The organism is Myxococcales bacterium, from assembly GCA_016706225.1.
Classification (GTDB): domain Bacteria; phylum Myxococcota_A; class Polyangia; order Polyangiales; family Polyangiaceae; genus JADJKB01.
In genome coordinates, this window is the sequence record JADJKB010000012.1 from 115,084 (window position 1) to 127,441 (window position 12,358).

At 67.3% G+C, this 12,358-nt stretch carries 15 protein-coding genes; 9 read left to right on the plus strand and 6 right to left on the minus strand.

Features of this window, described 5'->3' with window-relative positions; all coding sequences use genetic code 11:
* Positions 1–670 precede the first annotated feature (670 nt).
* The 4 genes from IPI67_20265 to IPI67_20280 all read left to right on the plus strand — a co-directional run bounded on the left by IPI67_20265 (position 671) and on the right by IPI67_20280 (position 3,843).
* A complete protein-coding gene (locus IPI67_20265; protein ID MBK7582518.1) occupies positions 671–1,762 on the plus strand; it encodes a hypothetical protein in 1,092 nt (363 codons plus the stop codon).
* Entirely contained in the window at positions 1,759–2,664 is a 906-nt protein-coding gene (locus tag IPI67_20270; GenBank protein MBK7582519.1) for a hypothetical protein, read from the plus strand. The genes IPI67_20265 and IPI67_20270 overlap by 4 nt, the downstream gene beginning before the upstream one ends.
* An 11-nt stretch (positions 2,665–2,675) precedes the next feature.
* Complete coding sequence (locus IPI67_20275) at positions 2,676–3,191, plus strand: hypothetical protein (protein MBK7582520.1); 516 nt, start codon at positions 2,676–2,678, stop codon at positions 3,189–3,191.
* A 277-nt stretch (positions 3,192–3,468) separates the two neighbouring features.
* Positions 3,469–3,843, plus strand: a complete 375-nt coding sequence (locus tag IPI67_20280; GenBank protein ID MBK7582521.1) for a hypothetical protein — start codon at positions 3,469–3,471, stop codon at positions 3,841–3,843.
* Between the two features lie 486 nt (positions 3,844–4,329).
* On the opposite strand, the gene IPI67_20285 is transcribed toward IPI67_20280, so the two are convergent.
* The 3 genes from IPI67_20285 to IPI67_20295 all read right to left on the minus strand — a co-directional run bounded on the left by IPI67_20285 (position 4,330) and on the right by IPI67_20295 (position 6,192).
* Positions 4,330–4,725: a helix-turn-helix domain-containing protein gene (locus IPI67_20285; protein MBK7582522.1), complete on the minus strand. Its 396-nt coding sequence runs from the start codon at positions 4,723–4,725 to the stop codon at positions 4,330–4,332.
* A 654-nt stretch (positions 4,726–5,379) separates the two neighbouring features.
* On the minus strand, positions 5,380–5,556 hold the full coding sequence (locus IPI67_20290; GenBank protein ID MBK7582523.1) for a hypothetical protein: 177 nt from the start codon (positions 5,554–5,556) through the stop codon (positions 5,380–5,382).
* 147 nt (positions 5,557–5,703) lie between these two features.
* Positions 5,704–6,192, minus strand: coding sequence for a hypothetical protein (locus tag IPI67_20295; protein ID MBK7582524.1), 489 nt, complete (start codon positions 6,190–6,192; stop codon positions 5,704–5,706).
* A gap of 1,029 nt (positions 6,193–7,221) precedes the next feature.
* Here IPI67_20295 and IPI67_20300 point away from each other — a divergent pair.
* From IPI67_20300 to IPI67_20310, 3 genes are all read left to right on the plus strand, one after another.
* Entirely contained in the window at positions 7,222–7,476 is a 255-nt protein-coding gene (locus IPI67_20300) for a CopG family transcriptional regulator (protein ID MBK7582525.1), read from the plus strand.
* Complete coding sequence (locus tag IPI67_20305) at positions 7,476–7,880, plus strand: type II toxin-antitoxin system VapC family toxin (protein ID MBK7582526.1); 405 nt, start codon at positions 7,476–7,478, stop codon at positions 7,878–7,880. The genes IPI67_20300 and IPI67_20305 overlap by 1 nt, the downstream gene beginning before the upstream one ends.
* Positions 7,881–8,120: 240 nt before the next feature.
* Positions 8,121–8,339 carry a hypothetical protein gene (locus IPI67_20310; GenBank protein ID MBK7582527.1) on the plus strand — a complete coding sequence of 73 codons (219 nt, stop codon included), beginning with the start codon at positions 8,121–8,123 and terminating at the stop codon, positions 8,337–8,339.
* Positions 8,340–8,345: 6 nt separating this feature from the next.
* Here IPI67_20310 and IPI67_20315 read toward each other — a convergent pair whose 3' ends face one another.
* The 3 genes from IPI67_20315 to IPI67_20325 all read right to left on the minus strand — a co-directional run bounded on the left by IPI67_20315 (position 8,346) and on the right by IPI67_20325 (position 9,800).
* Positions 8,346–8,636, minus strand: a complete 291-nt coding sequence (locus IPI67_20315) for a hypothetical protein (protein ID MBK7582528.1) — start codon at positions 8,634–8,636, stop codon at positions 8,346–8,348.
* Positions 8,633–8,887, minus strand: coding sequence for a type II toxin-antitoxin system prevent-host-death family antitoxin (locus IPI67_20320; GenBank protein MBK7582529.1), 255 nt, complete (start codon positions 8,885–8,887; stop codon positions 8,633–8,635). The genes IPI67_20315 and IPI67_20320 overlap by 4 nt, the downstream gene beginning before the upstream one ends.
* A gap of 61 nt (positions 8,888–8,948) precedes the next feature.
* The gene (locus IPI67_20325) at positions 8,949–9,800 is read right to left on the minus strand and encodes a putative metal-binding motif-containing protein (GenBank protein ID MBK7582530.1); all 852 of its coding nucleotides are present in this window, start codon (positions 9,798–9,800) and stop codon (positions 8,949–8,951) included.
* 198 nt (positions 9,801–9,998) lie between these two features.
* On the opposite strand from IPI67_20325, the gene IPI67_20330 reads away from it, so the two are divergent.
* Entirely contained in the window at positions 9,999–11,249 is a 1,251-nt protein-coding gene (locus tag IPI67_20330) for a TolC family protein (protein ID MBK7582531.1), read from the plus strand.
* Positions 11,246–12,355, plus strand: coding sequence for an efflux RND transporter periplasmic adaptor subunit (locus tag IPI67_20335; GenBank protein MBK7582532.1), 1,110 nt, complete (start codon positions 11,246–11,248; stop codon positions 12,353–12,355). Before IPI67_20330 ends, IPI67_20335 begins: the two co-directional genes overlap by 4 nt.
* Positions 12,356–12,358 lie beyond the last annotated feature (3 nt).

Genomic DNA, 12,358 nt, shown 5'->3' on the forward strand with positions numbered 1-12,358 from the left:
CGTGTCGGAGGGGCACGGCGTGGCAAGTAGCTGCGAGCTCTTCTTTCACGCGAGGCGAGACCGACGACCTCCGCGCGCCCCACCGCCAGCTCGAGGACGTGCGCCCACGGAAGCTCAGCGCCCATCCTGCCGAAAGGCAGTCGCCGCAGCGCTGCCGCGTCGTCCAGGTCGCGCCCTCAAAGCTCCACGAAGAGGAAGCCATGCTGCGAGCCCTAAGCTCGTGAGGGTTTGATGCTTCACGGGAGCGGGAGCATTTGCTCGCTCGCTCTTCCATCTTGCCGCCGTGCTCGAGCGCGTCCGAGCCATGGCCGCGCCTTTGGCGCTTCGGCGCGACCAACGTGCCCGTCGCCGACGCACGGGCTGGGTTCGGTCCTGTCGGAGCGCCGCCGTCAGCGCAGCCCTGCGGAAGCGAGCGGATCGGAGGTGCGCAATTCCCTCGTCGACTAGGCGAGGGACCGCATCGATTGCGCGGCTCGTTATGTCCGCGAAACGTGCCCGTCCACTCCCGGCGCCGCGATCGTGCGCAGCCCAGACGCCGACCGCGCCTGGCATGGAGGTTGCCGCAAAGGAGCGGTCGCCATGCCCAAACCCAAGATCGATGCGACGGGAAGTGCCGATCCGGAAGCCGCGCGGCGCGAGCGGGCGTACGCAATGAAGGAAGGTGAAGGCAATGAGGACGAAGACTTTTCGTTTGCTCGGCGAGCGCTGGCTGGAAGCTTCCCTGCTTGCCGCCGCACTGACCCTCACGGGCGCTGCGGCGAGCGGCCAAGACGCACGAGGCCTAATGGTTGAGGCTGTTGATCAGTACTCCGTTTACAACCCTGGCTGGACTGATCTCCAGAACAACGCTGACAACGTGAATGGCTTTCTTTACAACATGATTCCGACGGCTGGCATCTGGTGGACAACCCTGCAGCCCTGGTACAACGCGCAGGTCTACGACAGCGACTTTTACGATCCTCAGCGAGTTTCCGGGGGCAGCGACACGTATAATTTCGACCAGGCAAGCGCGGCCATCTCGTTCTTCTCCGGCCATGGGAGCTGCGACGATCAGACCAGCACCACCTGTTTCGGGGCCTCCGGATGTCCACCTCAGGGCGGAAACATCGGCGTTTGCACAAGGACGCCGATGAATTGGATCGGGCGGTGCGAGTACAGCACGCCACGACGACTCGTGACCGCTTCGCCAGCCGATGCCTTTGGGCACAACGCTTTCTATTCGAGCGGCAATGTTAAGCTCGGCGAAAGTTCGAACGCCGGAACGTGGGGCGGCGCCGGGACAAACGGCAACACCAACATGGCGATCTTTGATGTCAGCTGTGGCGCAACGCCCAACATGATGTACCAGAACTTCTCCCAGGCATTCGCGGGGGCCAGCTTGATCGGGACGATCATGCCTGCCCACACCGGCGCTGACACGGCAGACGTGGATTACCGCGGCTGGATCTTCGGCTACTCGTTTCGCGTGAACCCATATGGCTCCGTTGGCTCTGCCTGGGTGAACACGATCAACACTTCGGGAGGCGGGGCGCCTTGCCTTCACGCCGACGGGAGCACCACGCCCGGGCACGGCATCATCAAGTGCGGCGTGCTGGTCGTGGCGTCACTTACCGAATCGGCGTTCTGGACCGGCTGGGCGCTCAACAACGAGAGTTGGTACGACATCCAGTTCAACGTCAACGACGCAAGGGCGGGCACATCATTCAACTGGAAGGGCATATGCAACTGGAATTGCGCTGCTTACCCGGGGGTGATGCCATGATCACGCGGTCCACCGCATCGCGCATCGTGGAGCTGGCTGCGTTCGCGGCGTTTGGTTGTGCCCAAGACATTCCCGAACCGCGTCCGAGTCGGCATTCCGATTCTGTCGGTCAAGCCGCTCCACTGACGTCGTCGGTTGCCAAGTATCAGCACGAATTTTCGAGGAGCCGATTCGTTGCTGGGGCGGCGGCGCAGGCCAGGGTCGAGTCGGGGTTTCAGAAGGTGGTGGGCGAGTTCGGGGTGTTCGCGACGGATGGTCATAACGGTGCCGTGACTGCGATACCGCACGGTGCGTCAGGAAGAGAACTGGCGGAGCCCTTCACCGACGATGAAGGCGTGCACAACAAGGCGGTGCTTGATTACTTCCTGGGTGCGGGCATTCCGCCTGCTCAAGTGGGTTCAGCCAGCGTCACTACCGTCATTGAGGGAACCGGAACGCTCGTGGACGGAAGGGACGCGCCGCCCAGATTCGTCGCATTCAACACGGTGTTGGAGCGGCGAGTCTCGGGCGTTCAGGTCGCCGACTCGTTTGCGTGGGCTCGTTTGGCCAAGGACGGTTCGGTGGTGAGCGAAGGCGTCTATTGGCCAGAACTCGACTCGAACGTGATCAATGACGCTATTCAGCTCGACCAGACGCTGTCCAATCCGTCGGTCAAGGTAGGGCTCATTGCGCACGCAAAAGCCGTGCTGCCTGACTTGGATGAGACTTCGCTGCACGCGGTTGTCCACCACTCCCCCTATTGGTATCCCGGCGCGTTCCGTTCATACGCAGTCCTCGACGCCATCGTCGGCACGGCTGGTAGGAAGCCGCTCACGGTTCACTTGGCGGCTGGCGGGGTTCCCGTGGTTCTCGACCATGAGAACCTGGCGTCGGCCCCCGTGGGTGCAACGAAGAAGCCATAGAGGAGGACACGATGCGCACTCTCCTTGCGGTCATTCTCGGCATCGTGTCGGTGAGTGCGCTTGACGCCTGCACCTCATCCGGAATAGAGGACAACACGGCACTTGGCACTATTGCGTGCAACGATGGGACTGGACTGGCGGATTGTTGCCCAAGCGGAGTTGCCGCGGGCAAGGCGTGTTCCCACCAGCTCTCCTGCTGGACGCCATGCACTAACGGGTCGCGCTTCCAGCTCGCCTGCGCGGACGCGAAGTGGGTCGCGGGCAAGGGCAGTCACGCGTGTGGACCAAGTTGCCAGACCGGTGGGTGCGCGGATGCCTCCGCCGACGTCACGGTGGCCTGCGATGACGGTACCGGTGGTGATGACTGTTGCGACAGTAGCGTCCAAGGCGGCGGGGCTTGCACGACAGAGGGGTCGACGTGCTGGACCAATTGCACGGGCGGAATCAGGTTCCAATTCGCGTGTAGCGGCGGCCTGTGGGTCGCCGGAAAGGGGGGTCACACCTGCGTTGATTCCGGCGAGGGATAGGCCGTGTCCTTTCGGCAAACGCGCGCAGCTGACAGGACACGGGTCGCGCACGCCACGGATGGAGCAAGTCAGGCTACGTCGAAACCTGGCGCAAGACGCGGGGTGACGGCCGAGGAGCTGTGGGCGGCGGCTGTCGCGCTGGCGCGGGAGCACGGTGTGTATGCGACGTCGCGCAGCTGCGGCGCCAAACATTCCGGAGCTGGCACCGTGCAATTGCATTCGGCGGAATTTCTGCTCGAAAGCGGCGTACGCTTCATGCGGCAACGTCCTCCCCGGGTTGCCGAGAGCACCGGTCGCACGCCTGCTGACGATTGTGCTCCAGCCGCCGCTTGCGCGCCTCCTGTCGCCGGGCAGCAAGTTCGTCGAGGGTGCAGGCCTGCGCGCCCCGAACCCACGCGTGGTAGCGGGCTGGCGAGAGACGGAGGACTCGGAGCGCGGCGGACAACGGCAAGATCTTCCGCGCGCCTTCGACCGCTCCGAGCAGCAATCGCTTCCCTCTCTCGTCCGCCACGCGGCCGCGCTCGAGCGTGAACCCCGAGACGCGGAGCAAGGCAAGGACGAGCCGGAGGACCGCGATGAGCATGGCGGTCCGGCGCTCCAGCCCGAGGACACGAGCGCGAAGTGCCGCCTCGACTTCGTGCTCGGCCTCTAGAGACACGACGTCCCCTACGCCCCGTCGGATCCAGCTCTGCGCCGTGGAGCGCGGAATCTCGAGCTCCGGAAACAGTTCCGGATTCCCCGCATGGAGGATCTGCTCCTTTATGCGATGGTCGTAGGTCCGGCGCGAGCGGCTGGCCATGTCGTCAGCAGAGCACGCGCGGGCGCGGAAGTATGGGCGCGCGGGAAGAAGGTGAAAAGCGAATGGTTTCGCGGTGTGCAACTGCACCACGCTGGCTCTAGAATGTTCGGCGCCGCAGCTGGGCCGCGAGCATTCGGCGCACGCGCGCAAGCTCGGCGGCGATCCATTCGGGGTCGCCTTTCCTCAGCGCCTTTTCCGCCGCGTTCGCGTCCAGCCGCAGCTCTTGGACGAGCCTTGCAAGCTCCTGCGCGTGGTTGGGTTGTGCTAGCTTCTTCGTCACGGGAGCCGTCACTCCTGTCTGCCCCCCGGCCGTGTGACAGCGGTGCGGGGGGCTTGTTTTCAGCTCGCCTTCAGCGTGATAGTGCCGTCCGGCGGGAGGGCATTCTCCAGCCGATTCCCTAGATCAGCGCCGCCGGCCGTCTCGGCAACGTCGATCAATGTCGCGAGCGCGAGCTGAACGTAAGGCTTGAATGGTTCCGCGCCGGTTTCCCAACGGGAGACGGTCTCCGGGGCGACCCCAAACAACTCCGCGAGCTGAGGCTGGGTCAGGCCGATCGCCTTCCTGCCGAACCTGAGAATCTCAGGCTCCACGTTTCTGACGTCACGCAGGACCGTGCGTACCGCGCGGCGCTGATAGCCCGCGAGCTGGCGAAGGGAAAGCTCGTCGCCCGGCGTGTAGGGTCGCGATGCGTCTTCCACGCGGTAGCGGCCAACCTTCGTGATCTTCTTTGCCATGATTGCCTCCTACGCCCGTGCCAGTCCTAGAATCCGCACGACGCTCTCCCTGACTTCGATCTCGACTGCCATCGGCTCGCCGTCAATGGTTCTGCCTCCGCCGAGGCGCCAACACTCTGGCGGATGGATCGCCTCCGCCATCGTCGCGCTTCGGATTGCGCACTCCACGTCCGCCGCGGTCCAGGAGGATTCCGCCATCTGGTCTTCTGCATCGTCGGACACGCGCGTTCGATCCGTGACGACCGCGGTTTGCGCGGCGCCGAGCGCTTCCGCGGGCGTAAGTCGGTGTGGCAAGTCACCCTCCAAGCGTGGTCACGGCTTGAGAAAAACGCAAGTCTGATGCGAAGTCCAGCGGTTTTCGGTGCGCGCCCGGACCGTGCGGAGTCCGAGGTCAGCCCCCAGCGTGCCGGGCGCGCCGGGGGCCAGGGCGCTTCGCTGGCGCGGTTTCAGGCCGGGCGGGCGCTGGTAGCAGTGCACCGGCGCACGGCCCGCAGAGCGTCAGCGGTGCGCCGCGCCCGGGGTCCAGCGGCGCGAGCGCCAGAAGCACCGCAGGTCGCGCTCCGCACTCATCGCACGCGCCCCGCTCCGCACCGAAGCGAACGGTCACGCCGTCGAGCTCGACGGGGCCAGCGCACCCGGGGCAGCGGCAGCGGCTCACTTCGCCCCCCGGTCGCGCCGAGCGCTGGCCAGGTCCACCACGCCGGCCCGGGCCTCGCGTCGCGCCCGGAGCTCGCCGGCCAGCGCGACCAGCGCGGCGGGGTCCGTGGTGCGCTCGATGGCGCCCGCGAGCGCGAGCTCGATCACGTCGGGCGCGCTGTCACAAGCTGTCACACGGTCATGTCGGTTCGGTGAGTTAGGGTGAATGCCGGTGAGCGTCTCGTGACAGCCAGGTTCACCGATCGCGCCTAATTCATGCTGATCCGTGCCTTCGGACCCGGGTTCGAGTCCCGTCCGCCCCGCTGTTCGATCCCGTCCGCTTCACTTGGAGGACGGGATCGCCCGCTTGGGGCCTTCGTTCGTGTGAAACAGCGGAATGACGACCTCGACGAGCTGACCCCAGCGGGCTCCGTCGAGCGGAGCGCCGTCGACGTGTGGCGCGTTGACGTGGCCATCGATGAGCAAGATGGAACGCCCGGGCCGTCGAATCACGGCAGTGCGGCGCTCTTCCTTCGAAACGGTCAATCGAACGCGCGCTTGCTCAATCGTTCCGTCCAAGAAAGGACGACTGCTATGGGGCTCGACAACCTCGGGCTTCCGGTCCCGCGTGTTGTTCACGATGTACTGGGCAACATCGCGTTCTTGCTTTGGGCCGTAGGTCTTGACTTCGAACCAGCCGCCGCGACCGGAGAAGCCAAGCCAATGGAACGGAACCCCGTCTGGGATGTCGACGTGGCCCGTTGAAAACGGGAACCTGCTGAACCCCGCCGGCGGACCCGCGCTCGGCGAGCGCGAGAGGCTCGACAACACGGTGTGGAAGCTCGCCGAAGCACGGGAATCGGAAGCGTAGGGACTGAATTCGACGCTGACGCAAGGAACGCGCTGCTCGCCGTCGCGCTCTTGAGCTGGGCCGATGGCAACGGCCTCGAACCGTGTCCCGAACCTGCGAGATCGGCGCGACAACAACTTCCCGCGCAGGCCAAGGAGCTCCACGGGCGCGAATTCCAGGACCTCCTCCCGGCTATCCTCATCGACGCTCGGCGGAGCGTCTAGATCGGCGTCATCGTCCGTTGTGGACGGGCTGGACACGAGGTCTTCGAACTCCGGGCGGTTCGGATGGGGAAGCTTGCACTGGTCCGGGCGCTCCAAGCGGAGGGCAATTCGCAGGTGTAGCGAATCGCGATTCGAAGCTGAAGGTCCACAATTCGCACGGCACTGGGTGAGAAGGTACGAGGCTTCTTGGTCGAAGCCGGGCGGAACCGGGATCGAAACGACGCGCCCCGCTGGGCCGTCGACCTTCTGCTGGACCGTCTCCGGCGGCGGCGTCGCCTGTATGATCCGGGGCGGGGACGAGGGGGGGCGGCCGCAGCTGGCTCCGACGAGGAGCAGCAGAACTGCAGCAGCCGAGGGCGAGATGGGCACGCAACTGCAGCGTTCCTCCGACGCGCGAGGCGCAAGTGTGCCCCAGAGTCTCACAGAGTCCTCGGTTCCGCTCGCAGCGGATCACAACGTCGCATAGTGCACGATGAGTAAGATTCTCCGGCGCCCATTCGCTCGCCTAGCTTCCCACGATCGCTTTGGTCGAGCTAGCCTCTAGCCTCCGCGCTTCGCTGCCGCGTCGGGCTTCCGCTCTCGCGTCGGCGGCGGAGCGCGTAGCTCGGACAATTGGGGTCGGCGATGCCTTCTGCAGGATTCGATCGCCCCGGCGCGGGTCCGTGGCGGTCGTCTTGCGTCGGAGTTGGGGCTCGGCCGCAAGGCTCCGCAGCCTCAGACAACCACGGCCGTGCTCGATGTGAGGGAGTCCTTGACCCACGAAGCCAAGCGAATATATTCCTATTCGTGCCGACGACGATCCACGTACCCCGCCAGCTCCTCGTCCGTGTGGATGCTCGAGCCAAGGCGCTCGGCGTGAGTCGGAACCGCGTGATCCTCGCCGCCATAGAGGGCGCCATAGAGGGCAAGCTCACGTGGCCCGCCGAGCTCATCTCACAGCTTGCCGAGCCGCTCGATCCCGAGGCTGGGCGCGCGTTCGAGCGGAGCCTCCAAGCAGTCAGGCGCAAGCGCTCGCATCGGCGTCGACCACCGGTGATTTGATGCACTTGCTGGACACCTCCGCGTTGTCGGCACTGATGCGCAGCGAGCCGGCACACGGTCGCCGGCTACTCGAGCTGGCGCCGGCTGAGGTTGGAATCGCGCAGCCGGTGCTCGCCGAAGTGCGCTACGGCTTGGCGCGAATGCCGCGAAGTCGCCGGCGAACGGCGCTCGAGCAACGGCTTGCGGTCTTGCTTCACGCGATCCGGCGAGTGGCGTGGAACGACGAGGTGAGCTCCGAGTTCGGCGAGCTTCGTGCGTCGCTGGAGCGCCGAGGCGAGCGACTCGACGACTTCGACGCGATCATCGCTGCTCACGCGCTTGCCTACGATTCCACGCTGGTCACGAGCAATCGTCGGCACTTCGAGCGTGTGCCCCGGCTGTCCCTCGAGGACTGGAGCCGCTGATCGCTCCAGTTGATCTGATCGTCCTCGGTGGACATCGCCTCGAACGAGGCTTGGTGCTCGGACAGCGTGAAGCCGAGCAGCCCCGGTGTCTGTGCGGCGACCAGCGTGTCGCGGTAGCGGAGGAATTGCGGCGGGGATCCGCGCTGGAACGACGCGCACTTGCAAGCGCCGCGAGGCGTTGACGTCATTGCGCCTTCGGAGCGTTGGGGAATTTCGCGACCATGGACGCAGCTGGCGCTCGTGGACGGCGACGCCACGCCTGGAAAGGAGCTCGCGGTGCTCTCGGCGAGCCGGCTGTTGGTGCTGACGGTTTCGGGTCGAACGCTCGGCGAGCTGTTCAGCGACGAGCAGGGCGGCAAGAAGGTCCGTGCCGCCGACGTGAACGGCGACAGCGTGGATGACCTCCTGGTGTCGGAGGACGAGCGCGTTGTCGTGATGCTCGGCAGGCCGCACCGCTGATTCGGATCACTTCTCCAGACCGGACAGCTTCTTGCTCAGGACCTGCGCGAAAACCTCGTAGATGATGCTGCGTCGCTCGGCGAAAATGCACTGAATGGTCTGGCGCCCCGCGTAGCAGAAGATCACTCGGTACCCGCCCACACGCAGGCGACAGTAACCCTCGAGCGGCCCCTCGAGCGCGCGCACGTCGCCCTTGCCGAGACCCAGCGCGCGCAGCGCGCCTCGGAGCTGCCGACGGCCTTCGGGCGCCTGAGTGCGGACGAACTCGGCGACTTGAAGCGAGACCGCGACCTTCATTCGTCTCGGTCGAGCTCGGACAGCGCCAGGAACTTCGTCTTCTTCGCTCGGTGCTCGCGGATGGCCCGCATCGCGTCGGGGCTCGCCAAGAGCTCCATGGTCTCCACGATGGCCTCCATTCGCTCCCGCGACACGATGTAGGCGACTGGCTCGCTGTGCCGGCGGATGCACACCGCCTCGCCCCGCTCTGCGCTCTTGAGCAGCCGGGGCAGCGCGCTCTGCGCCTCGCTGACGCTATACGTAGATTTCATCGATATTCTATGTAGAACGGGCCTCGCGCTCGGTCAAGCCGTCAGCTCGGGGGGAGCGCGCTTACGACGACGGCATTCCGGTCACTGGGGACTGGAGCTGCCACTCGTTGTCCTGGCTCCCGGGGTTCACCGCCACGTCGGCGTCGTCGCAGTCGGGCCCCCCCGAGGCCTTGGAGGCGAACCCGTCCTTGTCGGCATCGACCCCGTCGACACCGCTGCAGTCCTGATCCTTGCCGTCGCCGATCATGTCGACGGCACCCGGGAAGGTATCGGCGAGGTTGTCGTTGCAGTCGTCGCCGCCGCTCGCCTTGGAGGCGTGCTTGTCGCCGTCCTTGTCGGTGCCGTCCACGCCGTCGCAGCTCTGATCGACGCCGTCGCCGACGCTGTCGGCCTTGCCGGGCGCGACTGCGGCGTCGGCGTCGTTGCAGTCGGAGCCCCCGCTGGCCGTCGACGCCACGCCGTCGCCATCGGCGTCGATGCCGTCGGCGCCGTCGCAGCTCTGGTCCTTGCCATCTCCGGCCGTGTCCGGGGCGCCCATGTAGGTCTTGGCGTCGGCGTCGTCGCAGTCGTCGCCGCCACTGGGGACCGTGGCGTGCCCGTCCTGGTCGAAGTCGACCCCGTCGATGCCGTCGCAGTTCTGGTCGACCCCGTCCTTCACCACCTCGGAAGCATCCGGGTGGATCTTCGGATCGGTGTCGTCGCAGTCCTTGCCGCCAGCGCTCTCGTCCGCGAAGCCGTCGCAGTCGCCGTCGTTCGCGACGCAGGTCCCGGCCTCGGCGCCGCCGGTCCCACTGCTACCGCCCAAGCCCCCGGTGCCGCTCGAGCCTCCGCCCCCGCAGGACCAGAGCAAGGCAGACGGGGCGAAAGCGATCCAGAAGAGCGGGCCGACAACGAACTTTCTGCGCGTTTGCACGAGCCAGCGGGGTACCACGCCGCGTCGCGCACCGGCCTCCGACGTGTGCCTCGAGCAGGATGTGCCGGCGGCACGCAGCGAGAATTACAGTGGTTCGTCGCGTATGCGTCATTTGCGGGATTGAGCGGAGAGCCGCGAGCGACCACAGGTCGTCCGCCGCGCACGGCGCTTGCTCCCACCTGGGCCCTGACTCCTCCCATGCGACTCCTCCTGGTTCTCGCGCTCTCGACCCTGGCCAGCACCGCGCTCGGCGCTCCTGTACGGATGGACCTGGCGGACGCCATGCGTCGCGCCGAGCGCCATGCCCCGGCCCTCGGACCGAGACGTGCGGCGGTCCAGAGCACGCGCGGGCTGGCGCGTGCGGCGGTCCAGAAGCTCTCGGTGCCGCCGAGGATCGAGATCGAGGTCGGGCCCCGTTTCCGTTCCAACCCGAGCCGTGTGGGTGTCGATGCGACGCTCGGGCTCTGGCAAGACCTGCCGCTCGGGGGCGTGGGCTCCGCGCGCCGGCGCTGGGCGGCGGCGGTCGGCGGTGAGGCTGACGCGCGTCTGGTCGTGACGGTGCACGATGCGCGAGCCGAGGCCGCGCTGTCGTGGATCGACATGCGGCTCGCGCGCGAGCTCGAGGGCATCCGGCGCGAGTCCCTGGAGCACGCCCAGAGCATCGCGAAGGTAGCCGGTGCGCGGGTGCGTGCGGGCAGCGTGCCCCCGTCGGAAGAGGCGACGGCCAAGGCCCTGGCAGGCCGCGCCAGGACCGACGTGATCGACGCTGAAGGGCGGGCCTTCGTCGCCGAGACCGCCCTCCGACATCTGACCGGGACCCAGACGCAGAACATCGAGGTCGTGGGCCCGCTCGATGTCGCCGACCGCCCTCTGGCGCTGCCCCAGTTGCTCGCCGCGGCTCGTGCCGGTCAGCCCGACGTGTTGGCCGCGGATGCGGCCGCGCTGCGCGGCGAGCGTGCCGTCGAGATGACGCGCGCGCTCGGGAAGCCGTCTCTCGCCCTCGGGCCGAGCGTCACGCGCGAGGCCACCGGTGACTGGATCGTGCTGGCCCGCGCCGCGTTCCCTCTTCCCCTGGTCAGCCCTGCCGCGGTCGAGACCGCGCGCGCGCGCGCCGAAGCCTCCGTCCAGAGGGCCGAGGCGCGCCATGCCCGAGCTGCGCTGGAGCGCGAGCTCGACCTGGCGCTGCACGAACGCCAGCACGCGCGAGAGCTGCGCGATGCCCTGCGCGAAGGGGTCATCGGACCCGCGCGCGAAGCCCTGCGCCAGTCTCTGGCGCAGTACGAGGCTGGGAGCATCGACACGGCGTCGGTGCTCGCGGCCCGTCGCGAGCTTCTGGGCGCCCAGGAGCGCTGGGCCGAAGCGGCGGCGGACGTGCGCCGCGCTGACATCCGATTGATGCGCCTGATGGGGCGTGACCCCCGTGAGCTTGGCGCGAAAGGAAGACGATGAGGAAGGAGCTGCTGCTGCTGGCATTCGCCTGCCTGACCGCGTGCTCGAAGAAGGAGCCCGAAGGCGCGCAGGTGACGAGCGAGCCGAAGAAGCACGTCATCATCGTCGACACGGCCCTGATCGACTCTGGTCGAATCCGCGTGGTCCGGGCGGAGCGACGCGCGGTCGGTGGCTTGATCATCGCGACCGGCCAGATCGAGCCGCCGCCCGACGCCGCCGCGGCCATCACCTCGCCGATCACCGCGCGCGTGAAGGAGATCTCCGTTCGTCGCGGCGACCGGGTCAAGAAGGGTGACAAGCTAGCCGTGCTCGATGCAGGCGAGGTCGCACGCGTGCGCGCCGACCTTGCGCGGGCCAAGGCGCGCCGTGTTCACGCGGAGCGCGTGCTTGCGCAAGAGGAGAAGCTCTCTGCCGAGAAGGCCACCAGCGAGCGAGCGCTGTCCGACGCGAGGAGCGCGCTGGACACCGCGCGCGCCGACGAGCGCGCTGCTTCCGCGCTGCTGACGAGCTTTGGCGCCTCGGGCGGGGCGCAGCTGGTGCTGAAGGCGCCCATCGACGGCACGGTGGTCGCCGTGGACGGAGTGGTGGGTGCTCCCGTGGAGGCCACGGCGCCGCTGTTCCGCCTCGTCGACACCAAGCGCTTGGTGGCGCGAGCGGACGTCGCGGAGAGCGACGCGCACCTCGTGCCCGTCGGCGCGAGCGCGGCGATCTCCCGCGGCGACAAGCGGATCGGCTGCGAGGCGACGGTCGAGTCTCACTCGCCGCACGTCGACCCCGCCACGCGCACCGTGCCCTTCCGGGTCCGCCTGGGTGAGAAGTGCGGCGACTTCAACTCGGGCGCCTTCGTCGACATCGCCATCGAACGCGCCGCGGACGGCGGCAAGATGCTGATCTCGCTGCCCCGCGACGCCGTGGTCAGCGTCGACGAGGTGCCGATCGTGTTCATCGCCGGCAAGCCCGGCGAGTTCGAGCCAAGGAGCGTGCGAGTGGCTGAATACACCGGGCCGCGGGTGTTCCTGGAACAGGGGGTGAACGAAGGCGAAAGCGTCGCCGAGCGTGGGGCGCTGCTGCTCAAGGGCGAGCTCATGCGCTCGCGGCTGGAGTGAATC

Bases quoted from the DNA above. Each gene is read 5' to 3' on its own strand.
- IPI67_20305 (MBK7582526.1), top strand. From the start codon at position 7,476: ATGCACTTGCTGGACACCTCCGCGTTGTCGGCACTGATGCGCAGCGAG.
- IPI67_20270 (MBK7582519.1), top strand. From the start codon at position 1,759: ATGATCACGCGGTCCACCGCATCGCGCATCGTGGAGCTGGCTGCGTTC.
- IPI67_20315 (MBK7582528.1), bottom strand. From the start codon at position 8,636: ATGAAGGTCGCGGTCTCGCTTCAAGTCGCCGAGTTCGTCCGCACTCAG.
- IPI67_20335 (MBK7582532.1), top strand. From the start codon at position 11,246: ATGAGGAAGGAGCTGCTGCTGCTGGCATTCGCCTGCCTGACCGCGTGC.
- IPI67_20330 (MBK7582531.1), top strand. From the start codon at position 9,999: ATGCGACTCCTCCTGGTTCTCGCGCTCTCGACCCTGGCCAGCACCGCG.
- IPI67_20265 (MBK7582518.1), top strand. From the start codon at position 671: ATGAGGACGAAGACTTTTCGTTTGCTCGGCGAGCGCTGGCTGGAAGCT.
- IPI67_20285 (MBK7582522.1), bottom strand. From the start codon at position 4,725: ATGGCAAAGAAGATCACGAAGGTTGGCCGCTACCGCGTGGAAGACGCA.
- IPI67_20275 (MBK7582520.1), top strand. From the start codon at position 2,676: ATGCGCACTCTCCTTGCGGTCATTCTCGGCATCGTGTCGGTGAGTGCG.
- IPI67_20320 (MBK7582529.1), bottom strand. From the start codon at position 8,887: ATGAAATCTACGTATAGCGTCAGCGAGGCGCAGAGCGCGCTGCCCCGG.